Genomic DNA, 21,411 nt, shown 5'->3' on the forward strand with positions numbered 1-21,411 from the left:
CCCTGAGGCCCCTCAGGCCCCTCAGGCCCCCGCGGAGGAGACCTCGGCTCCCCGAGCCGCCTTGTGGTCCCGCCAGCGGTCCATGATCCCTGCCATCTCGCCGTGCAGGAAGGCGAAGAACTCCGCCGTCTCGGCCGTGCGGCGGCCCGCCGCGCTCTCGCGGCCCAGGGTCTCCGCACCCTCCTGCAGGACCTTCTCCCAGCGGACCAGGACCTGGTCGCGGCGGGTGAAGGTCTCGTACCAGAGCTCGTTGTGGAGGACGTAGCGGTCGCGGCGCGTGCCGGGGTCGCGCTCGCGGCTGACCATGCCGACCCGGGTGAGGTAGCCGATCGCGCCGGAGACCGCGGCGGGGCTGATCCGCAGCTGTTCGGCGAGCTCGGCCGAGGTCATGGAGGCCGTCTCGGAGGCGAGCAGGGCCGCGAAGACGCGGCTCGCCATGCGCTGCATGCCGGCGGCCGTCATCTCGGCCGCGAAGCGTTCGACGAAGCGGGAGACCGCCTCCGCGTCGCCTCCGTCGGTGTTCGTCATCTCGCTCTCACCCATCCCCTGACTTTATACGGTTCCTTAACTTCACAATTTTGTGAAACTACCGTACGTTCAGAAGCATGACGAAGGCAATCAGCGTCGTCGGACTCCACAAGTCCTTCGGGCGCACCCACGCGCTCGACGGCCTCGACCTCACCGTCGAGACCGGCGAGGTCCACGGCTTCCTCGGCCCCAACGGCGCCGGGAAGTCCACCACCATCCGGGTCCTCCTGGGCCTGCTGCGGCCCGACTCCGGCGCCGCCCAGCTCCTCGGCCGCGACCCCTGGCGGGACGCCGTCGAGCTGCACCGCCGGATCGCGTACGTCCCCGGCGACGTGACCCTCTGGCGCAACCTGTCCGGCGGCGAGGTCATCGACCTGTACGGCAGGCTGCGCGGGGGCGGGGGGCTCGACAAGGCCCGGCGCGCCGAGCTGATCGAGCGCTTCGAGCTCGACCCCACCAAGAAGGGCCGCACCTACTCGAAGGGCAACCGGCAGAAGGTCGCCCTGGTCGCCGCCTTCGCCGCCGACGTCGACCTGCTCGTCCTCGACGAGCCGACCAGCGGCCTCGACCCGCTGATGGAGGAGGTCTTCCAGAGCTGCGTCGAGGAGGCCCGCCGGCAGGGGCGGACGGTCCTGCTGTCCTCGCACATCCTGAGCGAGGTCGAGGCGCTCTGCGACCGGATCAGCATCGTCCGCAAGGGCCGGACCGTCGAGTCCGGTTCGCTCGCGGAGCTGCGGCACCTGACCCGTACCAGCGTCACCGCCGAACTCGCCGGACCGCCCAACGGCCTCGCCCACCTCCCCGGGGTGCACGGCCTGGACGTGCAGGGCGGCCGCGTGAAGTTCCAGGTCGACACCGACAAGCTCGACGCCGTCCTGCGCTCCCTGACCGCCTCGGGCGTCCGCAGCCTGACCTCCACCCCGCCCACCCTGGAGGAACTCTTCCTCCGGCACTACACGGACGACGCCGAGGAGGCCGTCCGATGACCGGCACCCGGGTCCTCACCCGGCTCGCCCTGCGCCGCGACCGGCTGATGATCCCCGTCTGGGCGCTCGTCACCGGCGGCATGGTCGCGAGCGGCGCCGGCTCCCTGGAGGGGCTGTACGGCACGGCCGCCGAACGGGCCGAGGTCGCCGCGTCCATGACCGCCAACAGCTCGATGCGCGCGCTGTACGGGCCGGTCTTCGGCGACTCCCTCGGCGGGCTCGTCGCCTGGCGCTTCGGCACCTTCGGCGCGGTCCTCGCCGCCGTCGCGAGCCTGATCGTGGTGGTCCGGCACACCCGCGAGGAGGAGGAGACGGGCCGTCAGGAGATGCTGTCCGCCGGGGCGGTGGGCCGCCGGGCCCCGCTCACCGCGGCCCTCCTCGCCGCGCTCGTGGTGAACGCCGCCGTCGCCCTCCTCGTCACCGCCGGCCTCGCCGGACAGGGCGCGGCCGGGGCGCTCGCGCTCGGTCTGGCGATCGGCGGCACCGGCATGGTCTTCGCGACCGCCGCCGCGCTCGCCGCCCAGTTCACGGAGAGCGCGAGGCTCGCCAAGGGCCTGGCGGCGGCCGTCCTTGGCCTGGCGTTCGTCCTGCGGGCGGCGGGGGACGCGGGTACCTCGGACGGCTCGTCGGTCCTGACCTGGCTCTCGCCGATCGGCTGGGCCGAGCACGTCCGGGCCTTCTCCGGCGAGCGCTGGTGGGTGCTGCTCCTGATCGCGGGCGCGGTCGTGGTGCAGACGTTCCTCGCGTACGGACTCGCCGCCCGCCGCGACGTCGGCGCGGGCTTCCTCGCCACCCGGCCCGGCCCGGCGGAGGGACGGCTCGCTACCGCCGGGGCGCTCGCCTGGCGGCTCCAGCGCGGCACGCTCCTCGGCTGGTCGCTCGGCTTCCTGCTCGGCGGGCTCGTCTTCGGCGGGATGGTCGAGGGCGCGGCCGACATCGTCGGCGACAACGAACGGGCCCGGGAGATCTTCGAGCGGATGGGCGGCCAGAGCGCGCTGACCGACGCGTTCCTCGCCACCATGGTCTCCCTCTTCGGAATGCTCGCCGCGCTGTACGCGGTCGGGTCCGTCCTCCGGCCGCACGGCGAGGAGACCTCGGGGCGCGCCGAGCCCCTCCTCGCGGGCGCGCTCGGCCGGCTCCGCTGGGCCGCCGGGCACCTGGTGATCGCCTTCGGCGGCTCGGCCCTGATCCTGGCCCTCGCGGGACTCGGTCTGGCCCTCTCGTACGGGCACGAGCTCGGCCCGATCCTGGGCGCCGCGCTCGTCCAGCTCCCGGCGGTGTGGACGCTCGCCGGGCTCACCGTCCTCCTCTGGGGCGCCGCCCCGAAGGCCGCGAGCGCCGCGTGGGGAGCGGCCGGGCTCTGCCTGGCCCTCGGCTGGATCGGCCCGGCGCTCGGACTGCCGCAGGCCGTCCTGGACCTCTCCCCCTTCGGCCACCTGCCGAAGCTCCCGGGCCCGGAGATGGCGTGGGTCCCGGTGCTGACCCTGACGGCCCTGGCGGGAGCTCTGGTCGCGGCGGGACTGGCGGGGCTGCGGCGGCGGGATCTGCTGAGCTGAGGGACCCCCGTGTGGGCAATCGTCCCGCTGGGGCGGGACGGGTGGGACGGCGCCCCGAGCCGGGCCGAGTCTCCCGAGCCTGAACCTCAGCCTCGGGACCTGGCGCGCCGAGGGGCGCTCAGCCCCGCGCAGGCGACCCCGGCATCAGCGCGCGGGCCAGGACCTCCAGCGCCTCGGTGACCTCCCGAAGCCGCGGCGGGTCGTCGGACCCGAGAGCCTCGGCGAGCGCGGCCTCGATCGTGGTGGCCCGCACCTCCGCCACGCGCTCGGACGGCTCGGCGGCCGGGCGCACGAGCACGCGGCGCCGGTCGGCGGGGTCGGGCACGGTCCGCACCGATCCGGCCTCCTTCAACCGGGCCACGGCGGTGGACACCTGGCTCTGCGGCAGACCGGTCCGGGCGGCGATCTCGCCGACCGCGCTGTCGGGGTGGGCGGCGATGTCGCCGGCGACGACCAGCACAAGGCGGGCGCTGCCGGCGTACCGGCCCGCGCCGCCGGGAGGCTCGGGCAGCGACTCCTCGCCGATCTTCATCAGGACGCGGCCCAGCAGAAACAGTTCGGCTCCGTTCACCCCGCCAACATACATCGAACTCGATTCATCGAACTTGATGCATCTAGTTTGATGTATCGAGTTCGATGGAATAACGTGAGTGAGGACGAGGGCGCACCGCCCACCGCTCACCCAGGGGGACCACCATGACCAGCACCACGACCAACGCCACGGCCACGACCCACGGGACGCTCGACGTCCCCGGGGCGGTCCTGCACTACCAGGTCCGGGGCACCGGCCCGACACTGCTCATCTCGCAGAGCGGGGAGGGCGACGCCGACCGCAGCACCGACCTCGTCTCCCACCTCGCCGACTCCTACCGCGTGATCACCTACGACCGCCGCGGCCTCTCCCGCAGCCTGCTCGACGCCCCGGAGCGGGGGGCGACGATGACCGAGCACGCCGACGACGTCCACCACCTCCTCACCGCCCTCACCGACGGGCCCGTCCTCATGCTCGGCTGCAGCCTGGGAGCCGTCATCGGGCTGCACACCGCCGTGCGCCACCCCGGGCTGATCCACACCCTCGTCGCCCACGAACCGGTCGCTCCGCGCCTGCTCTCCGACCGGGAGCGCGCGCACCACGAGCACGAACTCGCCGCCCTCCAGGACCTGTACCGGCAGGGAGGTCTCGGCGCCGCGCTGCCGGAGATCGCCCGGACCCTGGGCATAGACCCCGCCCGCACCGACGCCGAACCCGGCCTGACGCCCCAGCCGATGGACGCCCGGCGCATCGCCAACTTCGACCACTTCATCCGCCACGACTTCACCGCGATCATCCGGGACACGCTCGACCCCGCCGCGCTCGCCGGCACCGCGACGCGCATCATCCCCGCCGCCGGGCGCACCACCCCGCGCACCGTCTTCGACTACCAGTGCGCGGCCTCCCTGGCCGAGCTGGTCGGCGAGGAGCTGCTGGAGTTCCCCGGCGGCCACAACGGCAACACCAGCCACCCGGAGGCCTACGCGAACCGCCTCCGCGAGGCCCTCGGCGGGCCCCGATGACCCGGGCCCCGATGACCCGGGACCCGCTGCCCCGGGACCCACCGCCCCAGGCCCCGCTGACCCGGGACCCACTGCCCCGGGACCCGGCGCGGGCCTCACACCTCCACGAGCAGCTCCTCGAAGCCCCGGATGACGTACCCCGGCTTCCACACCGGTTCGGCCGCGAGCCGGAGATCCGGGGCCCGACGGAGCAACTCACCGAAGACCGCCGTCAGTTCGAGGCGGGCGAGCGGGGCGCCGAGGCAGTAGTGGATGCCGGCGCCGAAGGTGATGTGCGGGTTGTCGGCCCGTTCGAGGTCGAGGACGTCGGCGGTGGGGCCGAAGCGGGCCGGGTCGCGGTTGGCGGAGCCGAAGAGGAGGGCGACCTCGGAGCCGCGCGGGATGCGGACGTCGCCGAGTTCGATGTCGTCGAGGACCCAGCGCTCGAACATCTGGAGCGGGGTGTCGTAGCGCAGAAGTTCTTCCACAGCTGTGGACAACTTTTCCGGATCGGGACGCCGGTCCTGGGAGAGGAGCGTCCACCAGCCGTTGACCGTGGTGTTCACGGTCGCCTCGTGGCCCGCGTTGAGGAGCAGGACGCACGTGGAGATCATCTCCTGCTCCGTCAGCTCCTCCACCGCGATCAGCGACGAGATCAGGTCCTCCCCCGGGTCCTTCCGCCGCCGCGCGATCAGCTCCCGCAGGTAGTCCGAGAACTCCACCGAGGCCTCCACCGCCCGCCGGGCCGTCTCCTCCGAGGGGTTCAGCTCGAACATCCCGCAGATCGCCGCCGACCAGGGCCGCAGCCGCCCCCGCTCCTCGTCCTCCGCGGGGATCCCCAGCATCTCGGCGATCACGGCGACGGGGAGGGGTTCGGCGACCGCCGACAGCAGATCGCCGCCGCCGTTCGCCACCAGGTCCCCGACGAGCCCGGCGGCCAGCCGCCGGACCGTCGGCGCCAGGTTCTCCACCGTCCTCGGGGTGAACGCCTTCGAGACGAGCCGCCGGATCCGGGTGTGATCGGCCGCCTCCAGATCGAGCAGCCCGTGGTCGTTGAGCGTGTGGAACGGCTCGTACGCGGCGTCCGGCGCCGCCCGCCCGAACTCCTCGTGCGTGAAGCGATGGGTGTAGGTCCTGCCGAGCCGCCGGTCCCGCAGCAGGGCCGACACGTCCTCGTAGTGCGGGATCAGCCACTGGCGGGTGGGAGCGTGCCAGTGGGCGCGGCCGGCGGCGCGCAGCTGGGCGTAGGCGGGATAGGGGTCGGCGACGAACTCCGCCGACCAGGGGTCGTACACAGCGTCAACAGCGTCCATGGACGGACGCTACCCCCGCCCCGCCGTCTCAGCCCGGCCGACGTATCAGCCGATCCCGACGCTCCTCCGAGCCCCGACGCCCTCCGCCGAGGACAGCGACCCCGCCCCCACCCGGCGCTCAGCCGCCCGCCGGTCCTCAGCCTCCGACCTCGCCTCCGCCCAGCCCAGCGACCCCGCCCCCGCCCGGCGCTCAGCCGGCCGCCGGTCCTCAGCGGCCGACCTCGCCTCCGCCGAACCCCACGCCTCCGCCGAGCCCAGCGCCCCCACCTCCCGCCCGGCGCTCAGCCGGGCGCCCGGCGCTCACCCCCCGCCCGGTGCTCAGCCGCCGACGCGGACCAGTCCCGCCTCGTACGCGAAGACCGCCGCCTGGGTGCGGTCGCGCAGGCCCAGCTTCACCAGGATGCGGCTGACGTGCGTCTTGATCGTCGACTCGGCGACGACGAGGTGGTCGGCGATCTCCGCGTTCGACAGGCCCTGCGCGATGAGGACCAGGACCTCCGTCTCCCGCTCGGTCAGCTCCCCGATCTGCGCCATCGCCGGCGGGCGCGGAGACGTCCCCGGCGCCTTCGCGAACTCGGTGATCAGCCGCTTGGTGACGGTCGGCGCGAGCAGCGCCTCCCCCGCCGCGACCACCCGGACGCCGTCCGCGAGCTGCCGGGCCGAGGCGTCCTTGAGGAGGAAGCCGGAGGCCCCGGCGCGCAGCGCCTGGTACACGTACTCGTCGAGGTCGAAGGTCGTCAGGACGAGCACCTTCGCGTCCGCGTCGGCGGCGACGATCTCCCGGGTGGCCTCGATGCCGTTCAGCTCGGGCATCCGGATGTCCATGAGGACCACGTCGGGGTGGAGGGCGGCGACCTGCGCGATCGCCTCCCGGCCGTTGACCGCCTCGCCGACGACCTCGATGTCCGGCATCGCGCCGAGCAGTACAGAGAAGCCCTCGCGGACCATCATCTGGTCGTCGACGATCAGTACACGGATCATGCCTGCTGCTCCTCACGGCTCACGGGGACGAAGGCCGTCACCTCGTAGCCACCGTCGTCGGTCGCCTCGGCCGTCATCTCCCCGCCCAGCATCGTCACACGCTCCCGCATGCCGGTGATGCCGTGCCCGGCGCCCATCGAAGGGGGCGGGCGCAGCCCTCCGTCAGGGGTGGTGGCCGGGTGACGGGCGGGCTTCACGAGACCGCGGGCGGGGCCGTTGGCGACGCGCAGGCCGAGGCCTCCCAGGACGTAGCTGACCTCGACCTTCGCGGCGGCGCCCGGCGCGTGCCTCAGCACGTTCGACAGGGCCTCCTGGACGATCCGGTACGCGGAGAGCTCCACGCCCTGCGGTAGTTCGCGCACCGCGCCGGTCACCGTCTTCTCCACGTCGAGCCCGGCCTCGCGGACGTTGCCGACGAGCGAGTCCAGGTCGCCGAGGGTCGGCTGCGGGGCGTCGGGCGCCTCGTAGTCCTCGGCCCGTACGACCCCGAGGATGCGGCGCAGCTCGGTCAGCGCGGCGACGGCGTTCTCCCGGATGGTGAGGAACGCCTGCTCCAGCTCCGGCGGCGGGTTCTCCACCCGGTACGGCGCGGCCTCCGCCTGGATGGCGACCACCGACATGTGGTGCGCGACGACGTCGTGCAGCTCACGCGCGATGGTCGTCCGCTCCTCCAGGAGCGTCCGCTTGGAGCGCTCCTGGGCGGTGACGGTCTGCTGCGCGGTCACCTCGCGGGTGGCTTGGCGGCGGACCTGGAAGACGGTGACGGTGAGGAGGGCGAGGGCGGCGACGAAGAGCAGCGGGACCGAGTCGGAGCTGCGCCCGACCCCGAGGAACACCTCGGCGAAGAAGCAGTAGCCCGCCGTCACCAGCCACATCCACACGGCCGTGCGGGGCCGGGAGCGGGCGGCGACGACGACGAGGACCACCAGGTGGGCCGCGAGCGTGTTCGCCGCCCAGGGCCAGTCGCCGTCGTAGCCGGCGATGTACCCCACGAAGGGGGCCGTCGCGAGTGAGGCCCAGAAGGAGAGGACCGGCCGCACCAGGGTGAGCATGACGATCGCGGCCGGCAGGATGGAGGCCACGAACGCCAGCGGGCCGAAGGCGTAGTAGATGCGGTCGTACCCGATGGCGAAGACGATCACGGCGCAGAACGCCACGACGGCGTGCGGCAGCAGCCCCGCGTACACCCGTATCCGCCCCGGCAGGAAGCGCGTCGGCCCGCTGTTCACGTCCATGCGCGGCAGCGGCCGGTAGGCGAAGGCGTCGTGGAAGAGTTCCTGGCGCAGCCCCCCGAGCGCCACCTGCACCAGGCGGAACTCGGGGCTGCGGCTCGTCTCGGAGGACTGTGTCTGGGTCACACCAGAACGGTAAGGGGGGCGGGGGACCCGGTCGTCCCGCTCGATGCGGATCCTTGCGGGTCCCCCTTGAGGACTAGGGCAGATCTCAGGACACGTTGTTGAACTTGGTGCCCTCGCCCGAGTACAGCAGCGTCGTCTGACGGCTGAAGGGCGCGGTGACGACGCCCGTCGAGCGGTAGACGGACGTGCCGCCCGCCCCGTACGCGATCAGGTCCGGGCGCCCGTCGTTGTCGAGGTCACCGGCGCCGACGAGCTGGGAGAAGGCACCCCAGCCGCCGCCGATCCGCACGCGGGGGTCGAAGCCGCCGCGGCCGTTGCCCTGGTACAGCCAGAGGACGCCGGAGGTGTCGCGGGCGACCATGTCCCCGGCGGCCGTACCGGCGATGTTCCCGACGGCGGTGAGGTGGTTGTACACCTGCCAGCCGCCGCCGACCCGGACCCGGGGCGCGAACGGCTTCTTGTAGTCGCCGGTGCCCTTGTAGAACCACAGGACGCCGGCGCTGTCCGTGGCCACCAGGTCGGAACGGCCGTCGCCGTCGAGGTCCGAGCCGCCGGTGAGCTTGTTGTAGATCTGCCAGCCGGTGCCGACCTGCACCCGGGTGGCGAACGTGCCGTCGCCCTTGCCCAGGTAGAGCCACTGCACACCGGAGCCGTCGACCGCGATCAGATCGCCGACGGCGCCGCCGCCGACGTTGCCGACGGCCTCGATCTGCTTGTACGTCTGCCAGCCGGGGCCGATCTTCGTCCGCTGCGCCGGCTTGACCTGGCCGTTCACCGGACGGTCCCGCAGGTCGTCGCGCCACAGCACGCCGGCTGCGTCCCGGGCGAGGACGTCGGTGGAGCCGTTGTTGGTGTAGTCGTGCGGGTTGTACGTGCGGGTGATGTTCATGAGCCAGCCCTGGTAGGCGGGCTCGCCGCTGCCGTCGAGGAGCGTTGCCTCGGCCTCCACGCCGTACGTGCCGTTCGGCGCATCGACGCCTGCGATGACGCCGTCCCAGTCGAAGGAGAACAGGGTGCCGGTGGCGGGTGCGGCCAGGCGCTTCTTGAACTCCTTGCCGGTGGCGGTGTGCGTGAGGGTGACGTCCACGACGGCGTCGGCGCGCGACAGCGTCCAGCCCAGGGTCGCCTTGCCGCCGGTCTGGTCGAGGTTCACCGCGTCGGGGACGTGGAGCTGCTCGATCTCCAGCCGCTGCTCGGTCACCGGGGCGCCGATCTCCGCGACCTTGGTGACGGTCGGGGCGCCTTCCGCACCGGCCACGACGCGGAACAGCCCCTCGCCGTCCGCGGCCCGGGTGCCCTGCAGCACCGCAGTGCCGTCGGTCGCGGACATCCCGCGGGAGGCAGACACACCGAGCTGGACGGTCTCGCCAGTGGTCAGGTTGACGGCCCGGGCGGGCTGGTCGGCATTGCCGTAGACCAGCCACTCGCCCACGAGCGGGCTGTACCACTCGCCCTCGTGGGAGCCCAGGACGGTCTTCTTCTGCTCGCCCGTCTTGCGGTCGACGGACGTGATGTAGTCGCCGGTGCCGGACTCGTAGCCGAACCAGGTCACGTGCGAGGCGGAGAAGTCCAGACCGCCGAAGCCGTACCCGGACTCGGGGGAGGCGTACGTCGCGGTGACCGTCCCGCCCGCCACGTCGACCATGGCCCGGCCGCCGACCCGCTTGTCCGCCGGACCCGTCTCGTACCCGACGAGGACCTGGCCGTCGTGGGCCGGCGAGCCGAAGAAGTCGGTGGCGTCCGCGGGCAGGCCCGCGATCTTGCGGGTGGTGGTCGTGGCGCCGTCCTTGGTCACGACGTGCAGTTCCGCCGTGCCGTCGGCGTTCTTGATCTGCGCGAGGACGCTCGTCGGGCTCAGCACGGCCACGTAGTTGCCGTTCAGCGCGCCGAGGTCGATGGACACCGCGGGCGCGGCGGGGTCGGCCATGTTCCGCAGGGTGATCGAACGGAACTCGGCGGTCCAGGAGGCGTCGCCGAGGACGACCACGTCACCGGCCCCCATGGACCAGCCCTTGGGGTCCTGGAGCGGGATCGCGGCGCCGCCGTCGTACGGCGTCCACAGCAGGTTCCTCGTCCCGTCCTGGGCGAAGGAGTAGGTGAGGAATCCGGAGGTGGCCGCACCCCCGAAATCGCTGCCTTCCGGGTAGACGGGAAGGGTGGTGTCGGCCGTCTCGGCCGGGGCGGTGACGGCGGCCGGCGTGGCCGCGAAGGCGGCCGGGGCAGTCGCCAGCGCGCCGGCACCGAGGGCGGTGACGGCGAGGACGGCCGTGACGGCCGAGGCGAGACGGATGCCGGTGGTGCGGAACTGCAAGATGAACCCCCACGAGGAAGATCGGACACGGCGGTGCGCGCCCGATCAGACTCGTGATCGATTCGAAGGGTTGTACGGGAACCGAGAGTTCCGGGTCACCAGGCCAGCTGGGCGATCTCCTCCGCCACCACCGCGCACGCGTCCGCCGCCGGGTCGATCAGCGGGAAGTGGCCGATGCCCTGCAGGAGCGTCAGGCCCGTCTCCTCGCCCGCCTTCGCCGCCGCCTCCGCGTACGCCTCGGCCACCGCGTACGGGACGACGACGTCCTCGCGGCCCTGGACGACGGTGGTCGCGATGCCGGTCGGGAGGAGGACGGACGGGTCCGCGGACGCGGCCCGCTCCTCGTACGACTCCGCACCGCCCAGGAGCTCCGTGACCGCGCCGCCGCACACCCCGAGCTCCACCGCCCGCGCGAAGTGGGCGATCGGGGCGAGGGCGACGACCCCGCGCAGCTCCGGCGCGGAGGGGAGCCGCCACGGCGAGCCGGCGGGCAGGACGTGCCGGGCGGCCGCCCAGAGGGCGAGGTGCCCGCCCGCCGAGTGGCCGGTGAGGACGGTCCGCCGCGGATCGGCCTGCGGGAGGTGTACGGCGGCCAGGTCCGGTACGGCGTCGAGCGCCGCCGCCACGTCGTCGAAGGTCTCCGGCCAGCGGCCGGCGACCGGGGCCGTACCGCCCTGGTGGGGGAGGCCCGGGCCGCGCCGGTACTCGACGTTCGCCACGGCGAAGCCCCGGCGGGCCAGGAAGTCCACGAAGGGGGTCAGGTGCTGCCGGTCGTACGGTGCCCGCCAGGCGCCGCCGTGCAGGGCGACGACGAGCGGGGCCCGGGTGCGTCCGTCGCGCGGGGCGTAGAAGTCGACCACCTGGTCCGGGTGGTCGCCGTACGCGGCGGTGGCGTCCGGGGCGACGGCCGGGTGCGAGAAGGCCGACGCCTCTTCGGCGGCATCGCGCGCGGCGGGGTCCGGCATGCTGTTCCAACCTCTCGGGTACGCGGCCGAATTGGCCTGACCTGCGGGGACGGTACCAGTCCCGGAACCCCCGCAGATCAGGCGATCATCCGATCAGCCGCCGAGGCCCCCGAGGACGTCCGCGAGGATCCGCGCCGCCCGCTCCGCGTCCGCGAAGCCCACGTACAGCGGGGTGAAGCCGAACCGCAGGATGTCCGGACGGCGCAGGTCCCCGACGACCCCGCGCTTGATCAGCTCGGCCATGACGGCGGGCGCGTCCGCGCAGCGCAGCGCGACCTGGCTGCCGCGCTCGCCGTGCGGCTCCGGGGTCACGGAGGTGACGCGGCCCTCGGGGACGTACGCCCGCACGCACTCCAGGAAGAAGTCCGTCAGCGCGAGGGACTTGGCCCGCACGTCCTCGATCGCGACCCCGTCCCAGACGTCGAGCGCCGCTTCGAGGGCCAGCATGGAGAGGATGTCGGGCGTGCCGACCCGGCCCCGGAGCGCGCCGGACGCCGCCTCGTAGCCGGGGGTCATCCCGAAGGGGTCGGCGTGCGAGTTCCAGCCGGGCAGCGGCGAGTCGAAGACGCCCTGGTGGCGCTCGGCGACGTACAGGTACGCGGGCGAACCGGGGCCGCCGTTCAGGTACTTGTAGGTGCAGCCGACGGCCAGGTCGACCCCGTGGGCGTCCAGGCCCACGGGCAGGGCGCCCGCGCTGTGGCACAGGTCCCAGACGGCGAGCGCGCCCGCCGCGTGGAGCGCGGCGGTCAGGCCGGGCAGGTCCTGGAGCCGGCCCGTGCGGTAGTCGACGTGGTTGACGAGCGCGAGGGCCGTGCGGTCGCTCACCGCGGCCGCCATGTCGGCCGGGTCACACGCCACGATCTCGTGACCCGTCATCCGCGCCGCGGACTGCGCGATGTACCCGTCCGTGGGAAAGGTCGTCGCGTCGACGAGGATCTCGTCCCGGTCGTCACCGTTCAGCCGGGCGGCGGCGACGACGGCCTTGAAGACGTTCACGCTCGTCGAGTCGCCGACCACGAGCTGTCCCGGGGCGGCGCCGACGATCGGGGCGATCCGGTCGCCGATCCGCTCGGGCGCGGTCCACCAGCCGGACTCGTCCCAGGAGCGGATGCGCAGCTCGCCCCACTCGCGGGTGATGACGTCGGCCATGCGGGCGGGGACGTGCGCGGGCAGCGCGCCGAGGGAGTTGCCGTCGAGGTAGACGGTCCCCTCGTCGAGGGCGAACTTCTCGCGGTGCTTGGCCAGTTCGTCGGCGGTGTCGAGCTCCAGGGCCCGTGCGCGGAGGTCGTCAGACATGGCTGCGGGCCGTCCAGAGCTCGGGGAACACGTTCTTCTGGGCCCGCTTCTCCAGCCAGGCCACGCCGGCGGAGCCGCCGGTGCCGGTCTTCGCGCCCATCGCGCGCCGGGTCGCCACCAGGTGGTCGTTGCGCCAGCGCCAGACCAGTTCGGCGACGTCGCTCAGGGCCTCGCCGAGCCGGACGAGCTCGCCGTTCTGGTCGGCGTCCGCGTAGATCCCGGCCCAGACCGCCTCGACCTCGGGCGAGGGCTCGTACCGCTGCGCCAGGTCACGGCCGAGGACCGAGGCCGGCACGGGCAGGCCGCGGCGGGCGAGGAACCCGAGGACCTCGTCGTACAGGCTCGGCTCCTGGAGCGCCTTCTCCAGCTCGGCGTGCACGCGGGGCGCGCCCCGGTGCGGGACGAGCATGGAGGCGGACTTGTCGCCGAGCAGGAACTCCATCCGCCGGTACATCGCCGACTGGAAGCCGGAGCCCTCGCCGAGCGCCGCCCGGTAGGCGTTGAACTGGCCGGGGGTGAGCTGGGCGAGCGGACGCCAGGAGTGGTTGAGTGCCTCCAGCTCGCGCACGGAGCGCTTGAGCGCGTCCATCGCGACGGGGACGCGGTCCTCGCGCAGGGCGCGGCTCGCGGTCTCCCACTCGTGGACGATCACCGTGAACCACAGCTCCATGACCTGGGTGGTGACCAGGAAGACCATCTCGCCGGGGTCGTCCGAGCGGAGGTGCTGGAGGTGGGTGAGGACGTCCGCCTGGACGTAGTCCTCGTACGGCGTCGTGCCCGCGAAGTCGAGGTTCGGGTCGTCGACGACCGAGCCGGCTCCGGAGGCATCGGGGAAGGTGGACATTTCTGTCTCCTCGATACGTGCTACCGGGTAGCGGTCCGCTCCACCGTGTGCGCTCTGCGGCGCCTCACGGGAGCTCCGGTCCCCTCGGGAGGCGTGCTTCCGCGCCCGCGTCCCAAGCGCATCATGACACGATCGGGCCCGTGATGTAGCTCCCGTCTTCGTCATACGGAAAAGCGTTCGATCGACAGCCGTCCAGGCCCTTGATCTGCTGCATCATCGCGGGCGCCAGCCTGCCCGGACCCGGGCAGCCCATGTGCGAGCGGATGCCGATCTCGTGCCCGACCTCGTGGTTGATGATCAGGTGCCGGTACTCCGCCGGCTCCCCCGCGAAGGTCGGCGAGCCGAGCATCCACCGCTTGAGGTTCACGACGACGCCGTCGGCGGTCTCGCAGTTCAGCTCGCCGTGGGTGCGGAGTCCCTGCCGGAGGCAGAGCGCGTCGGCGGTGTCAGGGGTGGCGATCCGGATGACGAAGTCGGCGTTCTCGGTGACCAGCTGGAAGCGGCCCCGGCCGTGCGCGGCCCAGCCGCGCGGATGCGCCAGGATCCGCTGGATCTCGGCGGCCGTCTCGCGCGCCGACAGGGCGATGCCGTCCTCGACCTGGACCCGGTAGCGGCGCAGGGTGCCGGTGTGGCCGACGGGCGAGCCGGCGGCCTGCGCGGTGGTGAAGGTGCCGGAACCGGCCTGCGGGACGGTGGCCCTCTTCGGCGGGGCCTCGGGCGAGGGGTCGGACGTCGCCTTGGGCGTGGGCTTGTGTGTGGCCTCGGGTAAGGACTTCGGTGTCGGGCTCGGTGTCGGGCTCGGTGTCGGGGGCGGTGCCGGTTCCGCCGTCGTGGTCCGGGGTGCGGGTCCGGCCGCCGTCCCGTCCGCGGCCTTGCCGTGCACGTGCGCGAGGGCCGCCCCGGCGCCCAGCGCGACCGTCACCAGGGCCAGGGCCGGAAGGCCGAGGCGGGCCCCCGACCCGCGTTTCCTCCTGGTTCCCCGTCGTCCCGCGGGTGCGCCACGTTTCCCCACGACAGACTCCCCCCTTGAGTGCTGCGGTTCCGGGGATAGTACCGGCCGACTCGAACGCCCTTTCCCCCGTGCGGGAGAAAGGGCGTTCTCGGGAGGCTCCGGGGAGCCTCCCGGGTGGCTGCGGGGAGCGTCAGCCGAGCGTCTCCGCCGCGGTCTCCGAGGAGTCCCGCAGGAAGGTCGTGCAGCGCTCGTACTCGTCCTTCTCGCCGATCTCGCCGGCCGCCCGGGCCAGGGAGTGCAGCGCGCGCAGGAAGCCGCGGTTCGGCTCGTGCTCCCACGGCACCGGGCCGTGGCCCTTCCAGCCGTTGCGGCGCAGCGCGTCCAGGCCGCGGTGGTATCCGGTACGGGCGTAGGCGTACGACTCGACGACCGAGCCGCGCTCGTACGCGTCGTCGGCGAGCTGGGCCCAGGCGAGCGAGGAGGTCGGGTACTTCGCGGCGACGTCCGCCGGCGCCGTACCGTTCGCGAGCAGCTCGCGCGGACCCGGGTCGTCGGGCAGGTGGGTGGGGGCCGGTCCCCCCAGGAGGTTCTCATGGATGGCCATGGGCCCCAGTCTGCCTCAGGAGCCCGCCCCGCCGTCCCCTTCCCGGGCGGGAGCACCCGCCCCGCCGTCCCCTTCCCGGGCGGGAGCACCCGCCCCGCCGTCCCCTTCCCGGGCGCCGGCGGCGTCCCGCTGCCCCGGGTCCAGCGGCGGCGACGTCACCCCGCAGTGGACCTTGCACTCCGGGTGGCAGTCCGCCGCGGCCGGAGTCCGCAGGGTCGTCCAGGCGAGGACCGCGCCGACCACGAGGATCCCCGCGCACATCGGCATCGCCCGCCGGAACGTCTCGTCGAACTCCGCCGCCGAGCGGTACGCCTCCGGGCCCATCCCGGCGAGCAGCGGCAGCGCGGCCACCGCGATCAGGCCGGCCGCCCGGGCCGCCGCGTTGTTGATGCCGCTCGCGAGGCCCGCCCTGGCCACGTCCACCGAGGCGAGGACGGTCGCGGTCAGCGGGGCGACCAGGGCCGTCATGCCGAGCCCGAGCACGAGCATCGCCGGCAGCACGTCCCGTACGTACGAGGCGTCCTCCCCGACCCGCAGCATCAGCAGCATCCCCGCCGCGCACAGCAGCGGACCCACGGTGAGCGGGATCCGGGGCCCGATCTTCTCCCCCAGCTCCCCGGACTTCGCCGAGAGCAGCAGCATGAGCACGGTCGTCGGCAGCAGGGCCGTCCCGGCGCCGAGCGCCGAGTATCCGGAGACCACCTGGAGCTGGAGGGCCGCCAGGAAGAAGAAGCCGCCGAACGCCGCGTACACGCAGAGGGTGACCAGGTTGACCGCGGTGAACATCCGCGACCGGAAGATCGACGGCGGCACCATCGCCCGCTCCCCGCGCCGCCGCTCCACCATGACGAACCCGGCCCCGGCCACGACCCCGGCCGCCCCGGCCCACCAGGCCGCGCCGATCAGCGCGTACGTGACGAGCGCGAGCGCCACCGCGCCCAGGACCGCGCCGAGCACGTCGAAGCGGCCGTGCGCGGTCTCGTCCCGCGACTCCGGGACGTGCCGGAGGGCGACCGGGACGCAGAGGGCGGCGAGCGGCACGTTCAGCAGGAACACCCACCGCCAGCCGGGACCGTCCACCAGCCAGCCGCCGACGAACGGCCCGATCGCCGCGCCCACACCGCCGAAGCCCGACCAGAGCCCGACCGCCCGGGCCCGGTCGTCCGGGTGGAAACTCGCCTGGATCAGCGCGAGGGAGCCGGGCGTGAGCAGCGCCCCGCCGACGCCCTGGAGGGCGCGGGCCGCGATCAGCACCCCGGCGTTCGGGGCGAGCCCGCACAGCAGGGAGGCCGTCGCGAACCACACCACCCCGATCACGAAGACCCGGCGCCGCCCGAACCGGTCGCCGAGCGAGCCGCCGAGCAGGATCAGCCCGGCCAGGGTCAGCATGTAGGCGTTGACCGTCCACTGGAGGACGGCGAGGTCGGCGCCCAGGTCCTCGCCGATGTGCGGCAGGGCGACATTGACGACGGTCGAGTCGAGCAGCGCCATCCCGGACCCGAGGACGGTCGTGAAGAGGATCCAGCGTCCCGTCCCGGAGCTCATCCGGATGTCCATGCCTGCATGATCCCGCGAACGCCGAAGCCCCGCCCACCGGAATCCGCGGAGACGGTGGACGGGGCTGCGGCGGCCGACGGGTCAGCGGGTGAAGGTGAAGTACTTCCAGGAGCCGTGGACCGTGGTGTTCACGTTGTCGCCGGACACGCCGTCCACGTACGCGGTGCGGACCCGGGCGCGGATGCCGGCCGCTCCGTCGCCGTCGAGCGTGATGTACGCCATGCCGCCGCCGTTCAGCGTGACGTAGTCCTCGGAGCCGGTGCGCCAGGCGCCCGCGTACCAGACCTGGATCTCGTACTTGGTCTTGCGGCCCGGGTACGGGTTGTTCCACGCGGTGATCAGCGGGTCGGAGGTCTGGTGGTACGTCTGGTACCAGATGGTGCCGATCTTCGACCACTTGTAGTGCCGGGACAGCGTGGTCGTCAGGCCGGCCCGGGTGTACACGGTGGAACCGACGTGGGCCCTGCCGGAGCGGGTGTCACCGGCGAAGTCCGCGGTCACCCAGGTGTCGCGGGTCATCCGGGTCGTCACCGACAGCTTGCCCGCCGAGTTGACCGTGCCGCGCTTGAGCAGCCGCTTGGGCTCCGGCCCGTACGGGTCGGACCAGATCTCCACGACCCGGTTCCGGTACGACCAGCCGAGGGAGGCCGTGTACGTCACGTTGGTGCCGTAGTTGACGGTGAGCCTGTTCCGGTCCAGCGTCAGGTTGGTCTTGAACGGGGTCACCTTGACGACCGCCGTGCCGCCGGCGCCGATGTGCGTGGCGTCGCCCGCGTACGTCACGCGGTACGTGACGTTCCCCGCCGCGGTCGGCTTGTCCCCGAACGAGAACGCCCCGTTCGCCCCGAGCGGCTTCGTCCCGAGCGACTTGCCCTTCGGGAACTCGGCGTCGTACCGCGTGACGGTGAGCGGCGTACCGACAGGCAGCCCCAGCGTCGCCGAGACCGTGCCGGAGACGGTGATGGCCTGGAGGACCGTCACGGTGGCCGGGACCTTCACGGTGACCGTCGGCACGGACTTGGTGGGCTGGTCCAGGACCTGCAGGCGAGTGCTGCCGCCGCTGCTGGCCATGGTCACCGCGAACAGGCGGCTGCCCCCCGGCTCCCAGGCGAGGGCGCCGTAGGCGAGGCTGTCGCCGCCGCTGTAGATCCCGGTGTTGGGAAAGTCGTACTGCCGCACGGCCTTCGTCTCGCCCGGCCGGTAGACGAACACGTCCGGGTCGTACGGGGCGACGGATCCCGCCGCCACCGTGCCGTCGGAGGCGACGGCCACGGCGGCACCGTGGTACGAGCTGGCATAGGCCCCCACCTCGGTGAGGTCAGAGGTCTGCCACACCCGGTGCCGGTTGCCCGCGGATGCCGTGATCAGGCGGCTGCCGTCCGGGGTGTAGGCGAGGTCGCCGACCATGCCCCCGCTGGACGACTCGGACTCGGGCGACCGCGCGGTGCGGACCGCGGTGCCCGTGCTCACGTCGTACGCACCGATCCGGAACCAGTGGTAGTACGAGGACACGGCGGCGATGGCGTTCGGGTCCGTCGGCGAGGCGACGAGCCGCGGGGCACCGGAGTAGTTGATGTCCGCGTCCTGGCCCAGGGTCACCACGGGCTGCTCGCCGGACGCGTCGATCGATCCGATGTCGCCGTCGTCGTTGGTCCCGTAGCCGAACCAGATCTTGCCGCCCGCGGGAGCCACGAACTGCGGATCGGTGCCCTCGCCGGTGGCGTACCGGGCCGTCTCGGTCACCGCTTGCGTGTCCAGGGCGACGACGGCGTCAACGCCCGGAACCGCGGCGTACAGGCTCCCCGCATCGGCGGAGAGGGCGAGCCCGGTGACCCCGGGCAGGCCGGTGACGGTGCTCAGCACCGTGCCGGCGTAGTCGGTCGCGACGACCTTCCCGAGGTACGGATCGCTGATGAAGATCTTCCGGTGGACGCCGTCCACCACCATGTCGCCCACGGACGACATCGGAAGGGTCTTGCTGCTGTCGGCGGCCGCCTGGCCCGCCGTACCCGCGACCAGCGTCGCGGAACCGACGAGCACCGCGAACGAGGTCGCGGCAGAGAGAGTGCGCTTGCGCACGATGAAGAGACCCCCCAGAAAACATGGTCTCCGGCCCACGGAATCGGGGCTCGGTCAGCGCAGACTAGATCACGCCGCCGACACCCCGCCTCCCGGTATCCCGTCAGTCGCGGCGCAGCCGCTCCGCCGTCCTGACCAGGGCGTCCACGCCCCGCTCGGCCTTGCTCCGGGGGCAGCCCACGTTCAGCCGCACGAAGCCCGGCGTGCCGTACACCCCGCCCGGCATGATGGCGACCTTCTCCACCGCCACCAGCTCCTCCTGGAGCCGGGCCTCCTCGATCCCGAGCGGCCGCAGGTCGATCCAGGCGAGATAGCCGGCCTGCGGGGGTTCCCAGACCGCGCCCGGCAGTCCCTTCAGCCGCTCGCGGAGCAGGTCCATCGTCCCGGCCACATAGTCGCGCAGCTCGTCCAGCCAGGCCGCGCCGTGCCGGTACGCGGCGATGTGGGCGGTCAGCGAGAGCACCGCGGGCGAGGCGAGGCCCTCGCCGGTCTCCATGCGCCGGACGAAGGCCTCGCGCTCGTCGGGGTCGCCGACGATGCCGTACGAACCGGAGAGGGCCGGGAAGTTGAAGGCCTTCGTGCCGGAGGTGACCAGGGCCCAGCGGCGGCCCCGTCCCGGCTCGGCGATCCGGCTCCACGGGATGTGCCGGTGGCCGTCGGTGGTCAGGTCGGCGTGGATCTCGTCGCTCACGACGGCCGCGCCGTGCCGTTCGGCCAGCTCCGCGAAGACGGTGAGCTCCTCCTCCGTCCACACCCGGCCGGTCGGGTTGTGCGGGGAGCAGAGCAGCAGCATCCGGCTGTCCGGCCGGGCCAGCTCCCGTTCGAGGGCTTCGAGGTCTCCGAGCGGTACGCCGCGCAGCTCGCGCCCGAGCCCGGTGACGGCCTTGCGGAAGCCGTCGTACGTGGGGGTGTGGACGACCACGCCGTCGCCGGGGCCGGTCCACATCTGGAGGAGCTGCGAGAGCTGGGAGAGCACGGAAGGGGCGTACACCAGCGACCCGGGGTCGATCTCGGTGCCGTACCGGCTCGCGTACCAGTGGCGGATTGCCTCCCGGAACTCCCCGAGCCGCCAGTCGGTGTAGCCGAAGACCCCGTGGTCGACGCGCTCGCGCAGGGCCGCGAGCACCTCCGGCGGGGAGGCGAAGTCCATGTCGGAGATGGTGAAGGGGAGGAGATCGGAGACGCCGAAGCGGTCCGCGATGCCGTCCCACTGGACCGACCAGGTCCCGTGCCGGTCTATCTCCCGGTCGAAGTCGTACGTCACGGTCACCCTCCCGACATGACGAGGGCCCGGTACCCCCACGCCAGGGTGGGGGTACCGGGCCGCTCGTACAACACCTACTCGCCTTCGGCGCTTACTTCAGCTTCGTGCCGGTCGAGCGCAGCGCGGCGCACGCCTCGGTCACGCGGACGGCCATGCCGGCCTCGGCCAGCTTGCCCCAGGTGCGCGGGTCGTAGGTCGACTTGACGCCGACCTCGCCGTCGACCTTCAGGACACCGTCGTAGTTCTTGAACATGTGGTTCGCGACGGGACGCGTGAAGGCGTACTGGGTGTCGGTGTCGAGGTTCATCTTCACGACGCCGTTCTCCAGCGCGGTGGCGATCTCCTCGGCCGTGGAGCCCGAGCCGCCGTGGAAGACGAAGTCGAACGGGGAGGCCTTGCCGTACTTCTCGGCGACACCGGCCTGGAGGTCCTTGAGGAGCTCGGGGCGGAGGACGACGTTGCCCGGCTTGTAGACGCCGTGCACGTTGCCGAAGGAGGCGGCGAGCAGGTAGCGGCCCTTCTCGCCCAGGCCGAGGGCCTCGGCGGTGCGGAGCGCGTCGTCGACGGTGGTGTACAGCTCGTCGTTGATCTCGTGGCTGACGCCGTCCTCCTCGCCGCCGGTCGGGGTGATCTCGACCTCAAGGATGATCTTGGCGGCGGCGGCCTTCGCGAGCAGCTCCTGGCCGATGGCCAGGTTGTCGGCGAGGGTCTCGGCGGAGCCGTCCCACATGTGCGACTGGAACAGCGGGTTCTCGCCACGGGCGACGCGCTCGGCGGAGACCTCGAGCAGCGGACGGACGTAGCCGTCCAGCTTGTCCTTCGGGCAGTGGTCGGTGTGGAGGGCGACCGTGATGTCGTACTTCGCGGCGACGATGTGCGCGAACTCGGCCAGGGCGACGGCGCCCGTGACCATGTCCTTGTTGTACTGACCGCCCAGGAACTCGGCACCGCCGGTCGAGATCTGGATGATGCCGTCGCTCTCGGCCTCCGCGAAGCCGCGCAGCGCAGCGTGCAGGGTCTGGGACGAGGTCACGTTGATGGCCGGGTAGGCGAACTTGCCTGCCTTCGCCCGGTCGAGCATCTCGTTGTAGACCTCGGGGGTTGCGATGGGCATTCGTCCGCTCCTTGTGATGTGCGGGAGGTGTGCTTGATATCCCTGACCTGGGGGCGACGTCATCGTCGCCACCCATCCTTCCAGACTCTTGTGCGAGCTCCCACGGGCGCGGCATGCAGAGGGGCGCGGTGTTTCACGTGAAACACCGCGCCCCTGGGCAAAAATGCAGG

Annotated in this window: 18 protein-coding genes; 3 read left to right on the forward strand and 15 right to left on the reverse strand. The window is 72.8% G+C overall.

The genetic code is table 11. The features are described from left to right. Window positions 1–21: 21 nt before the first annotated feature. The gene (locus tag ACN9M0_RS16735) at window positions 22–543 is read right to left on the reverse strand and encodes a GbsR/MarR family transcriptional regulator (protein ID WP_366036969.1); all 522 of its coding nucleotides are present in this window, start codon (window positions 541–543) and stop codon (window positions 22–24) included. Window positions 544–605: 62 nt separating this feature from the next. Between ACN9M0_RS16735 and ACN9M0_RS16740 the strand changes: the two genes are divergently transcribed. Together ACN9M0_RS16740 and ACN9M0_RS16745 are read left to right on the forward strand one after the other, a co-directional pair. Beyond that, window positions 606–1,514, forward strand: coding sequence for an ABC transporter ATP-binding protein (locus ACN9M0_RS16740; RefSeq protein ID WP_366036970.1), 909 nt, complete (start codon window positions 606–608; stop codon window positions 1,512–1,514). After that, window positions 1,511–3,070 (forward strand): ABC transporter permease, encoded by a 1,560-nt coding sequence (locus ACN9M0_RS16745; RefSeq protein WP_366036971.1) that lies wholly within the window; start codon window positions 1,511–1,513, stop codon window positions 3,068–3,070. The genes ACN9M0_RS16740 and ACN9M0_RS16745 overlap by 4 nt, the downstream gene beginning before the upstream one ends. A gap of 118 nt (window positions 3,071–3,188) precedes the next feature. Here ACN9M0_RS16745 and ACN9M0_RS16750 read toward each other — a convergent pair whose 3' ends face one another. Then, window positions 3,189–3,641: a MarR family winged helix-turn-helix transcriptional regulator gene (locus ACN9M0_RS16750; protein ID WP_366036972.1), complete on the reverse strand. Its 453-nt coding sequence runs from the start codon at window positions 3,639–3,641 to the stop codon at window positions 3,189–3,191. 125 nt (window positions 3,642–3,766) lie between these two features. Here ACN9M0_RS16750 and ACN9M0_RS16755 point away from each other — a divergent pair, with 125 nt between their 5' ends. Next, window positions 3,767–4,624, forward strand: a complete 858-nt coding sequence (locus ACN9M0_RS16755; RefSeq protein ID WP_426403831.1) for an alpha/beta fold hydrolase — start codon at window positions 3,767–3,769, stop codon at window positions 4,622–4,624. Window positions 4,625–4,719: 95 nt separating this feature from the next. Here the strand turns inward: ACN9M0_RS16755 and ACN9M0_RS16760 are convergent, their stop codons facing one another. From ACN9M0_RS16760 to fbaA, 13 genes are all read right to left on the reverse strand, one after another. Continuing rightward, complete coding sequence (locus ACN9M0_RS16760) at window positions 4,720–5,916, reverse strand: cytochrome P450 (RefSeq protein WP_366036974.1); 1,197 nt, start codon at window positions 5,914–5,916, stop codon at window positions 4,720–4,722. A gap of 318 nt (window positions 5,917–6,234) precedes the next feature. Further along, window positions 6,235–6,897 carry a response regulator transcription factor gene (locus ACN9M0_RS16765; protein ID WP_366036975.1) on the reverse strand — a complete coding sequence of 221 codons (663 nt, stop codon included), beginning with the start codon at window positions 6,895–6,897 and terminating at the stop codon, window positions 6,235–6,237. Next, window positions 6,894–8,255, reverse strand: coding sequence for a sensor histidine kinase (locus ACN9M0_RS16770; RefSeq protein ID WP_366036976.1), 1,362 nt, complete (start codon window positions 8,253–8,255; stop codon window positions 6,894–6,896). Before ACN9M0_RS16770 ends, ACN9M0_RS16765 begins: the two co-directional genes overlap by 4 nt. An 85-nt stretch (window positions 8,256–8,340) precedes the next feature. After that, entirely contained in the window at window positions 8,341–10,566 is a 2,226-nt protein-coding gene (locus tag ACN9M0_RS16775; protein WP_426403832.1) for an FG-GAP repeat domain-containing protein, read from the reverse strand. A gap of 95 nt (window positions 10,567–10,661) precedes the next feature. Next, window positions 10,662–11,531: an alpha/beta hydrolase gene (locus tag ACN9M0_RS16780; RefSeq protein ID WP_366038089.1), complete on the reverse strand. Its 870-nt coding sequence runs from the start codon at window positions 11,529–11,531 to the stop codon at window positions 10,662–10,664. A gap of 93 nt (window positions 11,532–11,624) precedes the next feature. After that, window positions 11,625–12,827 carry a kynureninase gene (kynU, locus tag ACN9M0_RS16785; RefSeq protein ID WP_366038090.1) on the reverse strand — a complete coding sequence of 401 codons (1,203 nt, stop codon included), beginning with the start codon at window positions 12,825–12,827 and terminating at the stop codon, window positions 11,625–11,627. Continuing rightward, the gene (locus ACN9M0_RS16790) at window positions 12,820–13,671 is read right to left on the reverse strand and encodes a tryptophan 2,3-dioxygenase family protein (RefSeq protein ID WP_366038091.1); all 852 of its coding nucleotides are present in this window, start codon (window positions 13,669–13,671) and stop codon (window positions 12,820–12,822) included. The genes kynU and ACN9M0_RS16790 overlap by 8 nt, the downstream gene beginning before the upstream one ends. Window positions 13,672–13,792: 121 nt before the next feature. Beyond that, window positions 13,793–14,683, reverse strand: coding sequence for a DUF3152 domain-containing protein (locus ACN9M0_RS16795; RefSeq protein ID WP_399699297.1), 891 nt, complete (start codon window positions 14,681–14,683; stop codon window positions 13,793–13,795). Window positions 14,684–14,813: 130 nt separating this feature from the next. Then, the gene (locus ACN9M0_RS16800) at window positions 14,814–15,227 is read right to left on the reverse strand and encodes a DUF3151 domain-containing protein (protein ID WP_073811230.1); all 414 of its coding nucleotides are present in this window, start codon (window positions 15,225–15,227) and stop codon (window positions 14,814–14,816) included. A gap of 15 nt (window positions 15,228–15,242) precedes the next feature. After that, the gene (locus ACN9M0_RS16805; RefSeq protein ID WP_426403833.1) at window positions 15,243–16,784 is read right to left on the reverse strand and encodes an MFS transporter; all 1,542 of its coding nucleotides are present in this window, start codon (window positions 16,782–16,784) and stop codon (window positions 15,243–15,245) included. An 81-nt stretch (window positions 16,785–16,865) separates the two neighbouring features. Further along, complete coding sequence (locus ACN9M0_RS16810) at window positions 16,866–18,863, reverse strand: Ig-like domain repeat protein (RefSeq protein ID WP_366042872.1); 1,998 nt, start codon at window positions 18,861–18,863, stop codon at window positions 16,866–16,868. 103 nt (window positions 18,864–18,966) lie between these two features. Beyond that, entirely contained in the window at window positions 18,967–20,133 is a 1,167-nt protein-coding gene (locus tag ACN9M0_RS16815) for a MalY/PatB family protein (protein WP_366042871.1), read from the reverse strand. Window positions 20,134–20,218: 85 nt separating this feature from the next. After that, complete coding sequence (gene fbaA, locus ACN9M0_RS16820; protein WP_231073442.1) at window positions 20,219–21,241, reverse strand: class II fructose-bisphosphate aldolase; 1,023 nt, start codon at window positions 21,239–21,241, stop codon at window positions 20,219–20,221. Window positions 21,242–21,411 lie beyond the last annotated feature (170 nt).

It is taken from the genome of Streptomyces sp. R-07, from assembly GCF_049913175.1.
Taxonomy (GTDB): Bacteria; Actinomycetota; Actinomycetes; order Streptomycetales; family Streptomycetaceae; genus Streptomyces.

What these genes read in the sequence shown, in the direction of transcription:
- ACN9M0_RS16735 (WP_366036969.1), bottom strand. Translation starts at nt 543, where the DNA reads ATGGGTGAGAGCGAGATGACGAACACCGACGGAGGCGACGCGGAGGCG.
- ACN9M0_RS16740 (WP_366036970.1), top strand. Translation starts at nt 606, where the DNA reads ATGACGAAGGCAATCAGCGTCGTCGGACTCCACAAGTCCTTCGGGCGC.
- ACN9M0_RS16745 (WP_366036971.1), top strand. Translation starts at nt 1,511, where the DNA reads ATGACCGGCACCCGGGTCCTCACCCGGCTCGCCCTGCGCCGCGACCGG.
- ACN9M0_RS16755 (WP_426403831.1), top strand. Translation starts at nt 3,767, where the DNA reads ATGACCAGCACCACGACCAACGCCACGGCCACGACCCACGGGACGCTC.
- ACN9M0_RS16760 (WP_366036974.1), bottom strand. Translation starts at nt 5,916, where the DNA reads ATGGACGCTGTTGACGCTGTGTACGACCCCTGGTCGGCGGAGTTCGTC.
- ACN9M0_RS16765 (WP_366036975.1), bottom strand. Translation starts at nt 6,897, where the DNA reads ATGATCCGTGTACTGATCGTCGACGACCAGATGATGGTCCGCGAGGGC.
- ACN9M0_RS16780 (WP_366038089.1), bottom strand. Translation starts at nt 11,531, where the DNA reads ATGCCGGACCCCGCCGCGCGCGATGCCGCCGAAGAGGCGTCGGCCTTC.
- kynU (WP_366038090.1), bottom strand. Translation starts at nt 12,827, where the DNA reads ATGTCTGACGACCTCCGCGCACGGGCCCTGGAGCTCGACACCGCCGAC.
- ACN9M0_RS16790 (WP_366038091.1), bottom strand. Translation starts at nt 13,671, where the DNA reads ATGTCCACCTTCCCCGATGCCTCCGGAGCCGGCTCGGTCGTCGACGAC.
- ACN9M0_RS16800 (WP_073811230.1), bottom strand. Translation starts at nt 15,227, where the DNA reads ATGGCCATCCATGAGAACCTCCTGGGGGGACCGGCCCCCACCCACCTG.
- ACN9M0_RS16805 (WP_426403833.1), bottom strand. Translation starts at nt 16,784, where the DNA reads ATGGACATCCGGATGAGCTCCGGGACGGGACGCTGGATCCTCTTCACG.
- fbaA (WP_231073442.1), bottom strand. Translation starts at nt 21,241, where the DNA reads ATGCCCATCGCAACCCCCGAGGTCTACAACGAGATGCTCGACCGGGCG.